This window comes from Rhizobium phaseoli (assembly GCF_010668805.1).
GTDB classification, from domain to species: domain Bacteria; phylum Pseudomonadota; class Alphaproteobacteria; order Rhizobiales; family Rhizobiaceae; genus Rhizobium; species Rhizobium phaseoli_A.
In genome coordinates, this window is sequence record NZ_WUFT01000022.1 from 63,905 (window position 1) to 81,726 (window position 17,822).

A 17,822-nucleotide genomic window follows, 5' to 3' on the forward strand; every position below is an offset into this window, starting at 1 on the left:
GTTTTCAGAGCGATCGCCCCTATATCAGCAACATCCTTCCTGCGATTCCCTTCCGGAGCTTCTCATGTCTTCCTACGACTACGACCTCTTCGTCATTGGCGGCGGTTCCGGCGGCGTGCGCGGTGCGCGTGTCGCCGCTTCGCTCGGCAAAAAGGTGGCGATCGCCGAGGAGTACCGCTATGGCGGCACCTGCGTCATCCGCGGTTGCGTGCCGAAGAAGCTCTTCGTCTATGCCTCGCAGTTCCACGAACATTTCGAGGATGCGGCGGGTTTCGGCTGGACGGTCGGCGAAAGCAGCTTCGACTGGAAGAAGCTGGTAGCCGCCAAGGATGCCGAGATCGACCGGCTGGAAGGCCTCTACAAGAAGGGCCTTGCCGGCGCCAATGCCGAAATCTTCGAAACGCGCGCCGAACTCGTCGACGCCCATACGGTGCGGCTTGTGAAAACGGGCCAGACGGTGACGGCAAAGACGATCGTGATTGCCACCGGCGGGCGGGCGAACCCGCATGCGGCCCTTCCCGGCCACGAGTTCTGCATCTCCTCCAACGAGGCCTTTCATCTCGAAGAGCTGCCGAAATCGATCGTCATCGCCGGCGGCGGCTATATCGCCGTCGAGTTCGCCAATATCTTCCATGGCCTCGGCGTCGAGACGACGCTCATTTATCGCGGGGCCGAGATCCTGTCGCGCTTCGACGAGGATCTGCGGCGCGGACTGCACGAGGCGATGGTCGCCAAGGGCATCCGCATCCTCTGCCACGACACGCTGCAGAAGGTTTCGAGGGGCGATGACGGCCTCGTTCTGGAAACGCTGAACAGCGGCACGTTGCAGGCCGGTGTCGTCATGCTGGCGCTGGGGCGCGACCCGAACACCGAAGGCCTCGGCCTCGAGGCCGCTGGCGTCGCCGTCGATGAGCGTGGCGCCATTGTCGTCGACGATTATTCCCGCACCAATGTCGAAAACATCTATGCGCTCGGCGATGTCACCAATCGGGTACAGCTGACGCCGGTGGCGATCCACGAGGCCATGTGCTTCATCGAGACCGAATACAAGAACAATCCGACCCGGCCGGATTACGAGCTGATTCCGACCGCTGTCTTCTCGCAGCCGGAGATCGGCACCGTCGGGCTCTCGGAAGAGGAGGCGGGCAAACGTTACGGAGAGCTCGAAATCTACCGCGCCCAGTTCCGGCCGCTGAAGGCGACGCTTTCCGGCCGGACCGAGCGAATGATCATGAAGCTGATCGTCGATGCAGCGAGCCGCAAGGTGGTGGGCGCCCATATCCTCGGCCACGATGCCGGCGAGATGGCGCAACTGCTCGGTATCACGCTCAAGGCCGGCTGCACCAAGGACGACTTCGACCGAACGATGGCGCTGCATCCGACGGCGGCCGAAGAGCTCGTCACCATGTATGCGCCGACCTATCGGATCCGAGACGGCAAAAGAGTTTAAGCAGCGGTATCCTCAGCTGGTGATGCGCGGCGCGCGGATGACCTTGAGGAAGAGCGCCTTCATCGCATCGGCGATACCGTCGGTCGGCGTCACCTCGAAATAGAGGCCGGGCGAGGCGCATGCCTGCATTCTCGTCGGGATTTCGCTCTGGAAGGGCTTGATCCATGTATTGTACCAGCTGTTTTTCGGCAGCGGCAGGTAAGTGGTGTAGAGCACTGCAATTCGGATGCCCTTGTCCTTCAGCGGCTGGCAGAAAGACGTGTCGATCGGTTCCTGGCAGCGGTCGCCGGTCAGTTTCTTGGTGCAACCTTTCGGTTTTGCACTGTCGCCGACGCCGTCCGAGACGAAGAACAGGATCTTCTGCGGCGTCGTAGCCGTGCTACCGTCGCCGGGGGTGGTGATGATGGTTTTCATCTGTGTCAGCGCGCTATCGAAGCTCGTCTGCTGGTCGTTGTTATAGCCCTGATACGGAATGGTCATCAGATCGACGGCGTCGGTATAGCTGCGCACCTTGTCGAGATCGTCCGTCGGGTCGGATATGGTGGTCAGATTGGCATCCTCGGCCTTGGTGCCGAAGGTATAGACGCCCATGCGGAACTGATTGTCGGAAACACGCGTGGACTTTGCGGTCAGCGTCAGCTCCTTGGTCGCCTGGCGCACGACATCGATGCGCATGCTGACGCCGAGCTTTTTGGCGAGATTGTAGTAATTGTTGTTGTTCTGGGTTTCGTGGCAGGCGAAAGCGCAGGTATCGCTAGTGTTCTTTTCCATCGTCGCGACGTCGGTCGCGGTGGCGCCGACGCCCATCGAAGGAGTGTTGTCGAGCAGGATGTAGAAATCCATGAAGGAGGCGGTCTGATATTCGGCCGTCGCCGTGCCCGAGATCGTGATCGAATCCTTCCCCAGAACACGCATGAAGGTCGTCGGCACGGTCGCGCTGAAGGAGACTTGCGAGTTCAGTTTGTTGGTGGCTTTGGTGACGTCGATGCCGAGATCGACTTGAACGTCGGCCAACTCCCCGGACATCTGAGACATGAAGATGCTGCGGGCATCGGCCTTGCCGAGCGAGATCGTGCCGTTACCGCTCATCGTCATCGCGGCGGCCACCGCGCCGGATTTTTCGGCAATCGAACCGACGGCGGCGGCATCGGCTGCCGCGTAAAGCTGCGTCCTCAGACTGAGCGCGTGGGCGAAATCCACTGCCAAGCCCGCGGTGCCGAGGAGCGGCACCATCAGCAACGCCGTCATGATGCCGAAATTGCCCGAACGATCCGATATGAAGCCGAGCGGAAGGATCGCCATGACATGTCCCCAATGTTGAAATCATCCGCGGTTTTACATTGGAAGTCTAAAGTATCGGGAAATCGACATGGTATATGCTGGTTTAACGATGGAAGCGGGGATTTTTCTACCTACAGCGCGTCGCGATCTTTCAGCTTCGCTCCCCGCGCTTCAGGCCCTTGTTTTTACCCATGTCGTCAGCCCAAAACCGCTTCATACTTTTGGGCGACATGCTTTAGACGCAAGCTCCGGCCGATGACGCCGGCGCGGCATTCGAGCTTTGGGCGATTGGCCTTTGCAAGCCCGATCTAAAGGTCTATAAGCCGCCGCAATTCAAGATACGGGCATCCCTGGGATGGATGTGAGTGAGGTGAGTGAAATGGCAGAGAACTGGACCCCGAGCAGCTGGCGGCAAAAACCGATCCTGCAGGTTCCCGATTATCCCGACGCAGCCGCTTTGGCTGCAACGGAAGCTCAGCTCGCCAGCTATCCGCCCCTCGTCTTCGCCGGCGAAGCGCGTCGTCTGAAGAAGCATCTCGCCAATGTCGCCGAAGGCAATGGCTTCCTGCTGCAAGGCGGCGACTGTGCCGAAAGCTTCGCAGAACATGGCGCCGACAATATTCGCGACTTTTTCCGCGCCTTCCTGCAGATGGCGGTCGTGCTGACTTTCGGCGCGCAGCTGCCGGTGGTCAAGGTCGGTCGCATCGCCGGCCAGTTCGCCAAGCCGCGTTCGTCGAATTTCGAGACGCAGGGCGACGTGACGCTGCCGGCCTATCGCGGCGACATCATCAACGGCATCGAGTTCACCGAGGAGTCGCGCATTCCGAACCCGGAGCGCCAGGCAATGGCCTACCGCCAGTCGGCAGCGACCTTGAACCTTTTGCGCGCCTTTGCAATGGGCGGTTACGCCAATCTCGAAAACGTCCATCAGTGGATGCTTGGCTTCGTCAAGGACAGCCCGCAGGGCGAGCGTTACCGCAAGCTTGCCGACCGCATCAGCGAAACCATGGATTTCATGAAGGCGATCGGCATCACCTCGGAAAACCACCCGAGCCTGCGCGAAACGGATTTCTTCACCAGCCATGAGGCGCTGCTGCTCGGCTACGAAGAAGCGTTGACCCGCGTCGATTCCACCTCCGGCGACTGGTATGCCACCTCAGGCCACATGATCTGGATCGGCGACCGTACGCGCCAGGTCGACCATGCGCATGTCGAATACTGCCGCGGCATCAAGAACCCGATCGGCCTGAAATGCGGCCCGTCGCTGCAGACCGACGATCTGCTGCAACTGATCGACATCCTGAACCCGGCCAACGAAGCCGGGCGCCTGACGCTGATCTGCCGTTTCGGCCACGAGAAGGTCGCAGAAAACCTGCCGCGCCTCATTCGCGCCGTCGAGCGTGAAGGCCGCAAGGTCGTCTGGTCCTGCGACCCGATGCACGGCAACACGATCACGCTCAACAACTACAAGACCCGTCCCTTCGAGCGGATCCTGTCGGAAGTCGAAAGCTTCTTCCAGATCCACCGCGCCGAAGGCACGCATCCCGGCGGCATCCATATCGAGATGACCGGCAAGGACGTGACGGAATGCACCGGCGGCGCCCGCGCCGTTACCGCCGACGACCTGCAAGATCGCTACCACACGCATTGCGACCCGCGCCTCAACTCCGACCAGGCGCTGGAACTCGCTTTCCTGCTTGCCGAGCGCATGAAGGGCGGCCGCGACGAGAAGCGCATGGTCGTCAACGGCTGAGACCGGTTGATATGGATGAGAAAAGCCCGGTTCGCCCGGGCTTTTTGTTGACAAGCCTCGCTCTTTATTCGGGGACATCCTCGGCCTTGGTGCCGAGGATCTGCTGCGCCGGCTGCAGATGCCCGGGACAAGCCCGAGCATGACGAAAGAGGGCGGCCCCCGACTTTTCGGCAATCTGAAGTCCGGCGGTTTCGCCGGGCTTTTCACTGCCGTGAGGTACGGCAAACCGCTCAAATGCTGGCCTGGACGCGGTGCAGGCTGGCGTAGACGCCGTCCTGTGCCATCAAGTCATCATGGGTGCCCTGTTCGACGATGCCGTCGGCCGTCAGCACCAGGATGCGGTCGGCATGGCGGACGGTCGAGAGACGATGGGCGATGACCAGGGTGGTTCGGCCATTTGCCAGGCTGAGCAGCGCCTGCTGAACCGCCCGTTCGCTCTCGTTGTCGAGCGCGCTGGTTGCTTCATCGAAGATCAGGATCTCCGGATTCTTGAGGAATGCCCGGGCGATGGTGATGCGCTGGCGCTGGCCGCCCGAGAGCTTGACGCCGCGTTGGCCGATATCGGTGTCATAACCCTGGGGCAGGGCCGTGATGAAATCGTGCGCATTGGCGGCGCGGGCGGCTGCTTCCAGCTCGGCATCGCCAGCATCGGGCCTGCCATAGCGCAGGTTTTCCGCCACGGTGCCGGCAAAAAGATAGACATCCTGCTGCACCACCCCGACATGGCGCCGAAGCGAGGCCAGCGTCACGTCTCTAACATCGGTGCCGTCGATGCGGATCGCCCCGGCCTCGACATCGTAGAAGCGTGGTATCAGCGCACAAAGCGTGCTCTTGCCGACGCCGGAAGGACCGACGAGGGCAACGAACTCCCCGGGCGCGATGGTGAGCGACAGCCGCTCCAGCCGGTATAACCCTCCTGCCAGAGACGCACGAAATTGGCGAGCCGCTGCACCGGATCGACCAGCACGGCAACGCAGAGCAAGAAGGTGAGCATATCCGGGACGGTCAGTTCCGCTGCCAGGATACGCAAGCCGCCGACGACGATCACCAATATGGTGACGAGCTGGGCGAAGGTTTCGGTGCCGACCGAAAACCACGCCTCGCTGCGGTAGCCGTCGGCGCGGCTTTGCAGAAAGCGCCGGTTCTGCTCGGCGAAACGCTCCCGTTCCAGCGCCTCGTTGGCGAAGGACTGGACGACACGGATGCCAGCCAAGGCATCCTCGACGCGCTCGTTAACCGCGGCGATCTGGTGCTTGCTGGCTTCGAGCGCGCGGTTCATGCGTCGGTTGAAATAGAGCGCATAGACCACTGCCACAGGCGTCAGCAGCAGGATGAGGCCCGCCAATGGCGGATCGATGTAGAACAGCACCAGCATGGCGCCGCCAAATTTCAGCAGGGCGATGGAAAGATCCTCAGGACCGTGGTGAAAGAGTTCGCCCAGCCACAGGGAGTCATTTGTGATGCGGCTCATAAGTTGGCCGGTGCGCTGGCGGTCGTAGAAGCTGAACGAGAGTTTCTGGCAGTGCTCGAAGAGTTCCTGCCGGACCGTCGCCTCGATGCGGGCGCCCATCACATGGCCGCGATAATCGACGAAGAAGATTGCGGCAATCTGGACCGCCAGAACGGCCAGCATGACGCCGCCCATGCCGAGAATTTGTGCGAAGGCCTGCGGGGCGTCGGGCAGAGCCAGAAGCCGGCTGGTGACGACATTGGCGCAGAGCGGCAGGGCGAGCGCCGTGCCGGCGACCAGCATGGCGCACAACAAATCCGCCAGCAGCAAAGGCAGGTGCGGGCGATAGTAAGACAGGAATTTTCGCATGCGCGACCAGCGTCGGCCGCGGTCGGCGGGATCGTTCTGGAAAAATTTCAGGAAGACGTTATGGCGTCGCGAGCTTTTCCTCGCGCGGGAGAACCGAATGTTCATGAGGCAGAGTGTCCTTGTGGGGGATGTTTCCTTTCTGTTTGGACAGGGTCGCTCTCATGTCAGTCTCCCAGGAATTGAATGAAATCGGACGCTGAGTATCGCCGACAATAGCAGTCGATTCAATGCCGCGATGGGAGGAGGCTGGCGGGTGTTGTCGGCCGGCAACAGGTTCAAGGTGAAGCTTCGGGCCAAAAACCGGCAATGCGCTGATCTATTGCACCAGAACCGATTGCTGGCAGCGCACATCGGTGACGCGCACGTCGGCTTCGCCGATCTTGACGCCAAGCAGCGTCAGAAGGTTGAAAAGCAGCTCGTCCAGCGGCTTGGTCAGCGCCGACAGTGTATCGGCAACGGCGCTTTGCACCACTGTCTTCGACAGGCCGATGCCGAGACCGAGAATACTGACCTGGATATCGGTCTCCTTGATCAGCGATGCCATGGCCGAGGTCAGCGTATCCTTGGTCGAGACATTCATGATGGTCTTTGCCGCGATATCGGCCGACTGGAAGGTGAGCTTGCTTTTGCTGAGATTGGTGAGATTGACATGCGCCAGGCCGGAGACGCCGAGTAGCGGAGCGTCGATCAGCGTGGCGCGGGTAACGCGCGGCGCGCTGCTGAAATTGACGAAAGCGTTGGGATCGACGTCGCCGAGCGACAATTCCGCGACGCCGGGCACGACATCGACCCCGACGGTGGCGTTCCTCGCGCCGTTGCCGAGACAGGTGATGCTCGCAAGCCTGGCCTCGGCATGGGCGACTTCAAGATAGAGCGGTACGCGCACCTTCAAGCCGGCGATGGAATTGATGCCGAGTGTCGACACTTCCAGCGCCAGGCGCACCTGCGCCGTGCGGACGGTGGCGCCGACAGCACCGATCCCATTCGAGGCGGCGCCTTTCGGCATCTCGCCGATCGCAAGCGTCAGTTTAACCGTGGCAAGCCCGGGGACAGAGCCGTTGAGATTGGCGGAGACCTGCCTCTTCTGGTTTGCCGCAATGGCGGCGGCCGAAACGATATCCATCACGCTCGCCTCGGCCGAGAGTTTCGAGCCGCTGCCGATGACGCGCTCGCCGGTCGGGCCGAGGTCGAAGAGATCCTCCAGCCTGATCTTGACCTGCGAGGTGCCGAGCGCCTTTTCGATGGCGTCGAGCGCCCTGGTGACGGTCGGCGTCAGACCGCCGGTCTTGCCGAGCGTTTTCAGCAGGCGCGGATAGGAGATGTCGGTCGCCAGCAGTTCGTCATAGGTGCCGGCGGTGAGGTTGAGATCGGTCGCCAGCATGTCGAGGAAGGGGAGCAGTTTGATATCGGCTGATGTAAGCGCCTCATAATCAGCGACCTTCAGCGAGAGGCTGGTGCCAAGCAGGCTGCCGAGCAGCGTGTTCAGCACGCCGCCGTTCAGGCTTGCCAGTCGTGAGCCGATCGAGAAAGCGGCAAGCTTGGAGGCAGAGGCGGTGCCGACCGCCCTGAGATTGGGAGCGGCGGCGAAGGCCGTGGCGAAGATCAGCTCCGCCTTCTGGGTGATGCCGACCTTGACGGCGTCATAGGGTTGGGTGCCGGCGGCAAAACGGCTGCCGAGCGGCACCGAGGCATCGGCGAGATAGGTGCCGGGGGTGAAATCGGCAATGGCGTCGAATTGCTCGAGATCGGCTGTCAGCGGCACCGTTCCCTTTTTCGTCGCATAACCCGCGTCGGTGCGGACGGCGATGTTGAGGCCGTTCTCGTCGAAATTGGCGACGAGGTTGCCGGCGGCGTGGTTGATGTCGGCGGCGGCAACGATGGCGCCGATATCGCTCAGCTGCTGCAGGCGGCGCTGCTGCAGCGTCATCATGCCGTAATCGACGCCGAGGCCGAGCGAATAGAGGATGAGCGGGGCCGAGAGTGCTGCCATGATGGCGATATTGCCTGACAGATCGATGGCGAAGCGCTGCTGCAGATGGGCTTTGAATATGCGCATCAGAGCCCTCCCATCCGGATAGTCGCAAAGCGCCGGATCATATGGTCGGGCAGCGGAAAGGTGTAGAGGTTCCAGATCGGCAGGTTATTGGCGTCGTATTCCGCCGTTACGGTGAACTGGTTGGCGTTGTCGGGGTCGGTGTTGACCGTTACGTGCAGCTTGCTCCTGTCGAGCAGCGGATGGTCGATGGTCGAGTGGCTGATGAAATCATCGACCAATTGCGTGCGCTCCTGGCTGGTCATGCCGGCAACGGCAGTGCGCGCGGCATCCGCGGTCAACTGTTGCACCGCATGGGCGGCGCTCAGATAGATGCCGTAAGCGATCATCGTCAGTACCACCAGGAGAAAGAGAGGCGCGACGATGGCGAATTCGATTGCCGCGGCGCCGCGTTCGTTCGAAGGGAAACGTTGGAAAATGGCCATCCTTCACCTCTCGGGTTGATTGGCAGATTCGATCAACGGTTGAGAGTGTAAAACAGGAAATATTAATTTTGGAGTATCTAATAAACGTAGTGAGTGTGTCTGGTCTTGACAAAATGTGCGCATTGGCAGGAGATACTGCTATTTTCGCCGGAAAATACCTTAGAATACAACTGCTGATGGTTTCGCCGCAGCGTTGGTGGATACACGTATGAGCCGAAGTCGATTCCCGTTCGGGGTCAATGTCTCGAGGTGGTATGTGCCAGGCCTGGCGGCTTTCAAGATTCCTGATGGCTCGTTCAGAAAACCGGATTTGACGCCGAACACGTTCGGCGGCAACGTCGCTTCAGGAACAGGGGATGACCATGACCGAACGACATACAGGCGGCTGTCTTTGCGGCGCCGTGCGATTTTCAATTGCGGCGAAGCCCGGACCTGTTGTCGGCTGTCATTGCTCGCAATGCCGGCGGCAGACGGGGTTTTACTATGCGGCCGTCAACGTGCCGCGGGCAGCTCTTTCGTTGGAAGACACGGAAGCGGTCCGCTGGTACCGGTCGAGCGAACAAGCGCAGCGCGGGTTCTGCCCGAATTGCGGTTCCGCGCTGTTCTGGCAGGGCGACCAATCGCCGGAGGTTTCGGTTTTGGCCGGAGCCTTCGACGAACCGAGCGGCCTGGCCTTCGGCCATCACATCTTCTGCGCCGACAAGGGCGATTTCTACGAGATATCGGACGGCCTGCCGCAATATGCGGTGAACCCCGTCTAACCCTTTGTAGAAAGCTCGGCGCTGAGACGCGCTACGTCTTCGCGTAGCGCCGTCAACTCGGTCAGCACGCGCATATCGATCTTCTGGTGCAACGAGAGCACTTCGAGCTCGGCCTTGAGATTGACTTCGTAATCCTTCGCGGCCTCGAAGCGGTCGCGCTCGGCCTGGCGGTTCTGCGACATCATAATGATCGGCGCCTGGATGGCGGCAAGCATCGACAGGATCAGGTTCAGGAAGACGAAGGGATAGGGGTCGAAGGCGCCGCTCACCAGAATGATAGTGTTGATCACCGTCCAGGCGACGAGGAAAACGAAGAAGGCGATGATGAAGGACCAGGAGCCGCCGATGCGGGCGATGCTGTCGGCGATGCGCTCGCCGAACGAGGCGTCGGCGGAAAAGGCGGCGTTGACGTCGGTCGAGATGACCTTGCGCGCGTGCGCCTTCGCCAGCACGCGTTTTTCGATAGCGCCGAGTTCGTCGGCCGGCTTGTCGAAATGATGGTGCATGAAATTCGAAAGATTAGACATGGCCTGTTTCCGGTGCCCGTTATCGACGCTGTTGATTTGCGCGCCAGTATTCCGGTCCGCGGGCAAATTGCAATGCGTGTCTGTGCCGCGAGGTCGCGGCGCGTCCGTTCACAAAAATTTCGTCACAGCAAGGTGCGGCTTTTGCTGCGGGCATGTTGCGGTCGTAGAAGACGCAGGCTAAATAAATGACATGACACAGGAAAACGCTCTTTCTGATATCTTCCGCATCGCCATCGGTCAGCTCAATCCGACAGTCGGCGATGTCGCCGGCAATCTCGCCAAGGCACGCGAAGCGCGCGCCGATGCGGCTCGCGAAGGCGCGCATCTGCTCGTCCTGACCGAACTTTTCATTTCCGGCTATCCGCCTGAAGATCTGGTATTGAAGCCGGCCTTCATTCGCGCCTGCTGGAAAGCGGTGGAGAGCCTGGCTGCCGATACCGCCGATGGCGGGCCGGGTGTCGTTATCGGTTTTCCCCGGCAGGACGAGACGGGGCGCTACAATTCCGTCGCCGTGCTCGACGGCGGCAAGGTGATTGCGGTGCGCGACAAGATCGATCTGCCGAACTATGGCGAATTCGACGAGAAGCGTGTCTTCGACCAGGGCGCCATGCCGGGTCCGGTGAATTTCCGCGGCGTGCGCATCGGCATCCCGATCTGCGAAGACATCTGGGGCGATCTTGGCGTCTGCGAGACGCTGGCCGAAAGCGGAGCCGAGATTCTGCTGTCGCCGAACGGCTCGCCCTATTATCGCGGCAAGGTCGATATCCGCCATCAGGTGGTGCTGAAGCAGGTGATCGAGACCGGCCTGCCGCTGGTCTATGCCGCACAGCTCGGCGGCCAGGACGAACTGGTCTTCGACGGTGCGAGCTTCGCCTTCAACGCCGACAAATCGCTCGCCTTCCAGATGAGCCAGTTCGAGACGGCGCTGGCGGTAACGACGTGGAAACGCGGCGGGTCCAGCTGGCACTGCGCCGAAGGACCGATGGCGCATATTCCCGAAGGCGAGGAGGCCGACTACCGCGCCTGCCTGCTCGGCTTTCGCGACTACGTCAACAAGAACGGCTTCAAGACGGTGGTGCTCGGCCTTTCCGGCGGCATCGACTCGGCGATCTGCACGGCAATCGCCGTCGATGCGCTCGGCGAGGAGCGGGTGCGCACCGTCATGCTGCCCTACCGCTACACATCGGACGATTCTTTGAAGGATGCGGCCGACTGCGCCAAGGCGCTCGGCTGCCGCTATGACATCGTGCCGATCGAGCAACCGGTGACGGGCTTCAGCAGCGCGCTGTCCGATCTCTTCGCGGGAACGGACAGCGGCATTACCGAAGAAAACCTGCAGAGCCGGGCGCGTGGCGTCATCCTGATGGCGATCTCCAACAAGTTCGGCTCAATGGTGGTGACGACGGGTAATAAGTCGGAAATGTCGGTCGGCTACGCCACGCTGTACGGCGACATGAACGGCGGCTTCAATCCGATCAAGGACCTCTACAAGATGCAGGTCTATGCGCTGGCCCGCTGGCGCAACGAGAACGTGCCGCCGGGTGCGCTGGGGCCGTCAGGCGAGGTGATCCCGAAAAATATCATCGACAAGGCGCCCTCGGCCGAACTGCGTCCCGACCAGAAGGACCAGGATTCGCTGCCGCCTTATCCGGCCCTCGACGATATTCTCGAATGCCTGGTGGAGAAGGAAATGGCGGTCGAGGAGATCGTCGCCCGCGGCCATGACGTGGCGACCGTCCACCGCATCGAGCACCTGCTCTATCTCGCCGAATACAAGCGCCGGCAATCGGCGCCGGGCGTGAAGATCACCAAGAAGAATTTCGGCCGCGACCGGCGTTATCCGATCACCAACCGGTTCCGGGATCGCTGAGGCCGGGATCGCTAGCGCAAACGGGATCGCCGGCGCGATCGAGATACCAGGGAGAGAAACATGCGCAGCTCGGTCGAGATCTACAATGTCAGGACGGGCAGGGCCCGCGAAGTCTGGCAGACGGACAAGCTCGTAGAGGCGCCGAACTTCTCGCCTGACGGTTCCACCCTGCTCCTGAACGGCGACGGGCTGCTCTACCGGCTGCCGCTCGATGGCGGCGAAGTCACCAAGGTCGATACCGGCTTTGCCGTCAACTGCAACAATGACCACGGTATTTCGCCCGACGGCACTGGGATCGTCATCTCTGATAAGACCGAATTCGGCAAGTCGACGATCTATGTCCTGCCGATCGAGGGCGGCACGCCGCGGCTCATCACCCAGAACGCGCCGTCCTACTGGCACGGCTGGTCGCCTGATGGCCGCGAACTCGTCTATTGCGGCATCCGCGACGACCTCTTCGACATCTATACGATCTCGGTCGACGGCGGCGCCGAGACGCGGCTGACGCATGGCGAGGGCCGCAATGACGGGCCGGATTATTCCGCCGACGGGCAATGGATCTATTTCAACTCCAGCCGCACCGGGCTGATGCAAATCTGGCGCATCCACCCCGACGGCACCGGGCTGGAGCAGGTGACCTCGGACAATCAGGGCAACTGGTTCGCCCATCCGTCGCCCAGGAATGACAAGGTGCTGATCCTGTCCTATGACCCCTCGGTATTCGACCATCCGCGCGATCTCGACGTGCGGCTGCGGTTGATGGACATGGATGGCGGCAATCTGAAGACGCTGTTCGAGCTCTTTGGCGGGCAGGGCACGATCAACGTGCCCTGCTGGTCACCGGATGGTGACGAGTTTGCCTATGTCAGGTATTTTCCGGTGAGCTCTTGAGAGCGCGCACCGCCATTTTTTGATGGGGTGGTGGTGGCCTTAAGCCTGACGCAACCCTTCTGGAACAGGCATTGGCCGCCTTGGAGAGGCGCGAAGATGCCTTCAACATTAGCCACACGGCCGCGCCTGCAGATAATTCTTGTCCTGATCCTTTGCTTCCCAGGCATGGCAGCGGCAAATATTCAATTGTAAGCTGTCATGATTACATCAACGCCGGCATGCCACAAGGCGTCAGATAATGATGGGGCGGTGGGACGGTATGTTATCTATAGGGCTTCGCCATCTGATATGGTAATGGGCCTAGATAGGTCCCGCCAATGAGGTTGAAGGAAGTCGCTCGATCGTGCGCACCGTATTGTTCGGGACATTAGCCATCATAACCTGCTGCCCCATATTACTCTTCACCGCGTTTCCGGTGGAGTATCTCCGGTCGTTCGGAAAATACCAAGATTCTCAAGCTCTAAATCAGATGGCGGTTCCCATCGCCAAATTCTATATTCAGCACGATATGAGATATGCTTGCGGTAACGAGACGTACTTCAGGAATTACAATGCCATGAGCTTTTTCGATGACCTGCCGCTTTCGCCGGAAGAGGAGCTTATGCTCCAGTCACAGGACAAGATTGCGCTCCTGTTTTTAAGTGACGTCGTTTATGACGAGAATGAATATCTCGACTCTATTCGAACCGTGACCGCTTATATTATGGTCGTCGCCTCTAAGTGCCTGCACAGGCGCACGTCGTGAAAAGCCCTCACGGGCGATCGAGCCGACATTAATGACGGAGTGGTGGGTGGCGAAATTGTAGTTTAACAATCACCGTCTCAAGTTTTTTACCGAGCAGGGAAGCTTAACGAAGATTGACCTGTGAATGGGCGGCGGGATATCTGCCCGCCGCGCTTGATAGTACCGCTCAGGCGGCGACGGCGGCCTTGCGACGATCGCGGGCGGATCGCGCCAGGTCTTCCAGCGTCGTCACCGACATGTCCCAGTCGATGCAGCCATCGGTGATCGACTGGCCGTAGACCAGCGGCTTGCCGGGAACGAGATCCTGGCGGCCGGCGACGAGGTTGCTCTCGATCATCATGCCCTTGATGTGCCGGTTGCCGGCGGCGACCTGCGCGGCCACGGATCTGACGACGCGCGGCTGGTTCATCGGATCCTTGCCGCTATTGGCATGGCTGGCGTCGATGACGATGCGCGGGGTCAGGCCGAGCTTGACGGCCTCGGCCGTGACCGCTTCGACATCGGCCGCTTCGTAATTCGGCTGTTTGCCGCCGCGCAGAATGATATGGCAGTCCTCATTGCCCGTCGTCGAGGCGATGCCAGCCTGTCCGTCCTTAGTGACGGCCGGGAAGTGATGCGGCTGTGAGGCGGCAAGGATGGCGTCGAGCGCCACACGTGCGCCGCCGTCGGTGCCGTTCTTGAACCCGATCGGGCAGGAGAGGCCGGAGGCAAGCTGCCGGTGGATCTGGCTTTCGGTCGTGCGCGCGCCGATCGCGCCCCAGCTGACCAGGTCGGCAATGTATTGCGGCGTGATCGTGTCGAGGAATTCGACGCCGGCGGGAAGCCCCGTCGCATTGATGTCGAGCAGCAAGCGTCTGGCGATCCTCAAGCCTTCCTCGATGCGGTAGCTGCCGTCGAGATGCGGGTCGTTGATCAGGCCCTTCCAGCCGACGGTGGTGCGGGGTTTTTCGAAATAGACGCGCATGACGATCTCGAGATCGCCGGCGAAGCGCCGTCGCTGTTCCTCCAGCCGCGCGGCATATTCCCGGGCGGCAATCGGATCGTGGATCGAGCAGGGGCCGATCACGACGATCAGGCGATCGTCGTCGCCATGAAGAATCTTATGGATCGCATCGCGATTGCTGGTCACTGTTGCGGTGACGGCGGCATTGCGGTGGATTTCGGCGATGATATCGGCGGGTTTGGTCAGCGGGGTGATCTCGAGGATTCGCAGATCATCAATGGTATCAGACACGGTAAGGCTCCTGTTTGGTCATACCGTGCGGAATAAAAAAGCCGCCAGGTAGACTAGCGGCTGTTCGGGTTGTCGTTGCGTCGATTTCAGTTACGCATGGACCCGCGTCCGCTGGGAGCAGCGGTACCAATAAAATCGCGAGGCGTAGATCGAAGTGGTCGACATCAGGCGTATGTAGCGTCGCGGCCGTGCATTGTCACGCAGAATTTGCGGCGTAAAAGCCGGGCGCTCAGCCGTGGCACAAATTGCTCCCGCAGAAGGCTTAAACAATCGCCCAACAGCGCATGCTGCTGGGCGATGTGTGTCTGGATTACGGTGACAAATTAAATGCAGATCCTGAGATCACAGGGCGTCGACGTTCACGCCGACGGTGATGGCGCCGATCGGCGTTCCCTTGTCGTCGGAAATCGTGACGCTTGCCTGCGACTGCAGCGCCTGGGTCGATTCGTCCTTTTCGATCTCGTCGACGAAAACAGCGTCCTTGCCGGCTCCGAAGGACTTCTGGAATTTGCCTTCGTCACCCTGCCAATAGTCCGACGTGGGATCGCTTTGGCCGACATTCAGCCCCTTTGCATCCATGACGAAGATCTCGGCAATCTTGCCGTTGGAAGCAGCCTTCTTTTCCTGAAGGAATTTCGACAGCGCGTTGCCGAGCACGCCGTCGATCATCGAATGGTCTGAGCCATCGACCTCGGCGCGCCACTTCTTGTCGAGGGCGTCGATATCGCCCTGGCCCAGATTGGCGTTTGCGACGTTCTGCGCCTTGATAGCCTCGATGACGACCGGATCGTTCAGCCAAGGTTTTACGTCGCTCGCCACGTAGTCGGAGATCGGGGCGAGCTTCGCATCCTGCGCCATGGATGCGCCCGTCGAGACGGCAAGTGCGGTGCAGGCCAAAAGAAATGCGGAGACGACGTTCTTCATAACTGTTCCCTTCCTGATTATGGGGTGGAGCTGTGGAATAAAAGCGTATGAAACGAGGGTGAGGTCAGAACTCTTCCCAGGCACCGGGAGCAGCGGCGACGGCGGCATTTCCCGCATGCCGCTGCACAAATGCCCTAGGTTCGGGGGCCCTGGGCTCGGGGCGAGATTGGCGAATGCTCGATTGGGCGGTTTTGGGAAGGCCGGCGGCAGAGGCGCCAACCGTGAACCTGCCAGCCGAGTTCTGCAGAAGGCGTCCCTGGGTGAGCAATTCCTGGCAGGCCGCGTTGGTTTCCTCGACCATCGCCGCGTTCTGCTGTGTCGCATGATCCATCTGGTTGATCGCGCCGTTGATTTCCTGCAGACCCGTCGCCTGTTCGCGATAGGACTGGACGATGGAGGCGATACTGTCGCTGATGCGGTTGATCTGCTCCTCGATCTTCAACAGGGCATCGCCGGTTTGGTTCACCAGCCCGACGCCTGCGGCAACTTCCTGGCCGGAGACATTGATCAGGTTCTTGATTTCCTTTGCCGCATTGGCGGACCGTTGGGCGAGTTCCCGCACTTCCTGCGCGACGACCGCAAATCCTTTGCCGGCTTCGCCGGCGCGCGCCGCCTCGACGCCGGCGTTCAGCGCCAGCAGGTTCGTCTGAAAGGCGATTTCATCGATGACGCCGATGATCCGGCCGATCTGGCTCGACGAGGTCTGGATCCGGTCCATCGCTCCGATCGCATCACGAACGACAGTCGCCGAGACATGGGCGCTGCGCTTTGTTTCCTCGACCAGCTTCCCGGCATTTTCAGCGCGTTGCGACGATGCTCTGACCGTGGTGGTCACCTCATCGAGTGCGGCGGCGGTCTGTTCCAGGGCTGCTGCCTGTTGCTCGGTCCGCTTGGCGAGCTGATCGGCGGAGGAGGCCAGCTCGCTTGACCCGCCTTCAACGGCGACGGAAGCGGTCTTGATCTCGGTCAGCGCTGCCGCGACCGCTTCGACCATGCGGTTGAAATCCTGCCGCAGTTTATCGAATTCGGGGCCGAGATCGGCCAGGTGTATCGAGAAGTCACCTGCGGCAAGCTTTTCCAATTCATTGGCAAGCGCGGTCATGACCAGTCGCTGAGAATTGTTGGCCTCTTCCGTCAAGGATGCATTGCGCGCCCGTTCGGCGTCGAACGCGGCGCTCTGTTCTGCAGCGGCTTGCTCTCTTTCGACCTTGGCAATTGCCTCGTTACGGAAGACTTCCAAGGCACGTGCCAGGAAACCGATCTCATCGCCATTTTCCCTGTAGGTGACGGGAGAGGCCAGATCGCCTTTCTGCAAGGCGCTGATCCGTTCGCTGATGATGCGGATCGGCCGGCCGACGAGGCTGCGCATGGCGAGAAGAAATGCAATGACGGCCAAAGCGGTGATCATGAATTGCGTGAGCAGCGAAATGAGGACCTTCTGCCTGACTTCGGCAGCGATTTTTTCGACGGACCAGTTGGTGACGATGTAGCCGGTGGCCTTGCCCGATTTGTCCAGCGGAAGCGGCGCGGTGATCGTCACCATGCCGGCAGATATCCCGCCGTCGTCGATGGTGGTCTTTTCCGGTTTGGCGCTCAGGCCCTTTGCCAGATCGGCCGGCGCCGGCAAACCGCTGATGCCGTCGCGTGTCCACGTGTCGACGGCTGAAGGTTCGGCGTTGAAGGCGGCAAACTGCACAAGATCGAGTGATGGATCGTCGCGGTAGAGCGAATAGGCCTCACGCACGGCGTTGGCCTTGCCCCATTTGACGCCGCCTGCGGCCAGAGACGCAAACTGCTCCGCATCCTTGGACCAGTTCGCCTTGGCGCCATCGATCAAGGCTTTGGTTTCGTACATCCAGGTGTAGGTGGCGAAGGCGGAAATGCCGCAAAGATTGACGGCAACGATAATCGCCGCCAGCTTGGCTGTCAGAGGCATCGTCTTCAAAAACTGGAACATTCCGCGGGCCTGGAATTGCGGCTCAGTCGGGCAGGTTTCCGACCGGCGTATCAACACGGGCATCGCTGCTGACGGTCACATCACGAGCGCTCATGCCCATGTCCTGATAGCAACCCAAAACGCGCAAACGGA

At 60.7% G+C, this 17,822-nt stretch carries 13 protein-coding genes and 1 pseudogene; 6 read left to right on the forward strand and 8 right to left on the reverse strand.

The annotated features are described in order from the left end of the window. Nucleotides 1-64: 64 nt before the first annotated feature. On the forward strand, nucleotides 65-1,450 hold the full coding sequence (gene gor / locus GR197_RS26865) for a glutathione-disulfide reductase (protein WP_164015137.1): 1,386 nt from the start codon (nucleotides 65-67) through the stop codon (nucleotides 1,448-1,450). Between the two features lie 12 nt (nucleotides 1,451-1,462). Here the strand turns inward: gor and GR197_RS26870 are convergent, their stop codons facing one another. Next, nucleotides 1,463-2,752 carry a VWA domain-containing protein gene (locus GR197_RS26870; RefSeq protein ID WP_164015139.1) on the reverse strand — a complete coding sequence of 430 codons (1,290 nt, stop codon included), beginning with the start codon at nucleotides 2,750-2,752 and terminating at the stop codon, nucleotides 1,463-1,465. A 358-nt stretch (nucleotides 2,753-3,110) separates the two neighbouring features. On the opposite strand from GR197_RS26870, the gene GR197_RS26875 reads away from it, so the two are divergent. Beyond that, nucleotides 3,111-4,484: a class II 3-deoxy-7-phosphoheptulonate synthase gene (locus tag GR197_RS26875; RefSeq protein ID WP_164015141.1), complete on the forward strand. Its 1,374-nt coding sequence runs from the start codon at nucleotides 3,111-3,113 to the stop codon at nucleotides 4,482-4,484. A gap of 230 nt (nucleotides 4,485-4,714) precedes the next feature. Here GR197_RS26875 and GR197_RS26880 read toward each other — a convergent pair. The 3 genes and pseudogenes from GR197_RS26880 to GR197_RS26890 all read right to left on the reverse strand — a co-directional run bounded on the left by GR197_RS26880 (nucleotide 4,715) and on the right by GR197_RS26890 (nucleotide 8,781). Then, nucleotides 4,715-6,408, reverse strand: a pseudogene (locus GR197_RS26880) (ABC transporter ATP-binding protein). Nucleotides 6,409-6,619: 211 nt separating this feature from the next. Next, complete coding sequence (locus GR197_RS26885) at nucleotides 6,620-8,359, reverse strand: pilus assembly protein TadG-related protein (protein WP_204330409.1); 1,740 nt, start codon at nucleotides 8,357-8,359, stop codon at nucleotides 6,620-6,622. Beyond that, nucleotides 8,359-8,781: a TadE/TadG family type IV pilus assembly protein gene (locus tag GR197_RS26890; RefSeq protein WP_164015143.1), complete on the reverse strand. Its 423-nt coding sequence runs from the start codon at nucleotides 8,779-8,781 to the stop codon at nucleotides 8,359-8,361. Before GR197_RS26890 ends, GR197_RS26885 begins: the two co-directional genes overlap by 1 nt. Nucleotides 8,782-9,143: 362 nt before the next feature. Between GR197_RS26890 and GR197_RS26895 the strand changes: the two genes are divergently transcribed. Continuing rightward, entirely contained in the window at nucleotides 9,144-9,542 is a 399-nt protein-coding gene (locus GR197_RS26895; protein ID WP_164015145.1) for a GFA family protein, read from the forward strand. Here GR197_RS26895 and GR197_RS26900 read toward each other — a convergent pair. Continuing rightward, nucleotides 9,539-10,069: a DUF1003 domain-containing protein gene (locus GR197_RS26900; RefSeq protein WP_164015146.1), complete on the reverse strand. Its 531-nt coding sequence runs from the start codon at nucleotides 10,067-10,069 to the stop codon at nucleotides 9,539-9,541. The genes GR197_RS26895 and GR197_RS26900 overlap by 4 nt on opposite strands. 190 nt (nucleotides 10,070-10,259) lie before the next feature. Between GR197_RS26900 and GR197_RS26905 the strand changes: the two genes are divergently transcribed. From GR197_RS26905 to GR197_RS26915, 3 genes are all read left to right on the forward strand, one after another. Continuing rightward, complete coding sequence (locus tag GR197_RS26905) at nucleotides 10,260-11,939, forward strand: NAD+ synthase (RefSeq protein WP_164015148.1); 1,680 nt, start codon at nucleotides 10,260-10,262, stop codon at nucleotides 11,937-11,939. 60 nt (nucleotides 11,940-11,999) lie between these two features. Beyond that, a complete protein-coding gene (locus GR197_RS26910; protein ID WP_164015150.1) occupies nucleotides 12,000-12,830 on the forward strand; it encodes a TolB family protein in 831 nt (276 codons plus the stop codon). A gap of 343 nt (nucleotides 12,831-13,173) precedes the next feature. Continuing rightward, the gene (locus GR197_RS26915; protein WP_164015152.1) at nucleotides 13,174-13,575 is read left to right on the forward strand and encodes a hypothetical protein; all 402 of its coding nucleotides are present in this window, start codon (nucleotides 13,174-13,176) and stop codon (nucleotides 13,573-13,575) included. Between the two features lie 166 nt (nucleotides 13,576-13,741). On the opposite strand, the gene GR197_RS26920 is transcribed toward GR197_RS26915, so the two are convergent. The 3 genes from GR197_RS26920 to GR197_RS26930 form a co-directional block, all read right to left on the reverse strand. After that, the gene (locus tag GR197_RS26920) at nucleotides 13,742-14,809 is read right to left on the reverse strand and encodes a 3-deoxy-7-phosphoheptulonate synthase (protein WP_164015154.1); all 1,068 of its coding nucleotides are present in this window, start codon (nucleotides 14,807-14,809) and stop codon (nucleotides 13,742-13,744) included. Nucleotides 14,810-15,151: 342 nt separating this feature from the next. Then, the gene (locus GR197_RS26925; RefSeq protein ID WP_164015156.1) at nucleotides 15,152-15,733 is read right to left on the reverse strand and encodes a hypothetical protein; all 582 of its coding nucleotides are present in this window, start codon (nucleotides 15,731-15,733) and stop codon (nucleotides 15,152-15,154) included. Between the two features lie 64 nt (nucleotides 15,734-15,797). Further along, nucleotides 15,798-17,690 carry a methyl-accepting chemotaxis protein gene (locus GR197_RS26930; RefSeq protein WP_164015158.1) on the reverse strand — a complete coding sequence of 631 codons (1,893 nt, stop codon included), beginning with the start codon at nucleotides 17,688-17,690 and terminating at the stop codon, nucleotides 15,798-15,800. Between the last annotated feature and the right edge of the window lie 132 nt (nucleotides 17,691-17,822).

What these genes read in the sequence shown, in the direction of transcription:
- gor (WP_164015137.1), top strand. Translation starts at nt 65, where the DNA reads ATGTCTTCCTACGACTACGACCTCTTCGTCATTGGCGGCGGTTCCGGC.
- GR197_RS26870 (WP_164015139.1), bottom strand. Translation starts at nt 2,752, where the DNA reads ATGGCGATCCTTCCGCTCGGCTTCATATCGGATCGTTCGGGCAATTTC.
- GR197_RS26875 (WP_164015141.1), top strand. Translation starts at nt 3,111, where the DNA reads ATGGCAGAGAACTGGACCCCGAGCAGCTGGCGGCAAAAACCGATCCTG.
- GR197_RS26885 (WP_204330409.1), bottom strand. Translation starts at nt 8,359, where the DNA reads ATGCGCATATTCAAAGCCCATCTGCAGCAGCGCTTCGCCATCGATCTG.
- GR197_RS26890 (WP_164015143.1), bottom strand. Translation starts at nt 8,781, where the DNA reads ATGGCCATTTTCCAACGTTTCCCTTCGAACGAACGCGGCGCCGCGGCA.
- GR197_RS26895 (WP_164015145.1), top strand. Translation starts at nt 9,144, where the DNA reads ATGACCGAACGACATACAGGCGGCTGTCTTTGCGGCGCCGTGCGATTT.
- GR197_RS26900 (WP_164015146.1), bottom strand. Translation starts at nt 10,069, where the DNA reads ATGTCTAATCTTTCGAATTTCATGCACCATCATTTCGACAAGCCGGCC.
- GR197_RS26905 (WP_164015148.1), top strand. Translation starts at nt 10,260, where the DNA reads ATGACACAGGAAAACGCTCTTTCTGATATCTTCCGCATCGCCATCGGT.
- GR197_RS26910 (WP_164015150.1), top strand. Translation starts at nt 12,000, where the DNA reads ATGCGCAGCTCGGTCGAGATCTACAATGTCAGGACGGGCAGGGCCCGC.
- GR197_RS26925 (WP_164015156.1), bottom strand. Translation starts at nt 15,733, where the DNA reads ATGAAGAACGTCGTCTCCGCATTTCTTTTGGCCTGCACCGCACTTGCC.
- GR197_RS26930 (WP_164015158.1), bottom strand. Translation starts at nt 17,690, where the DNA reads ATGTTCCAGTTTTTGAAGACGATGCCTCTGACAGCCAAGCTGGCGGCG.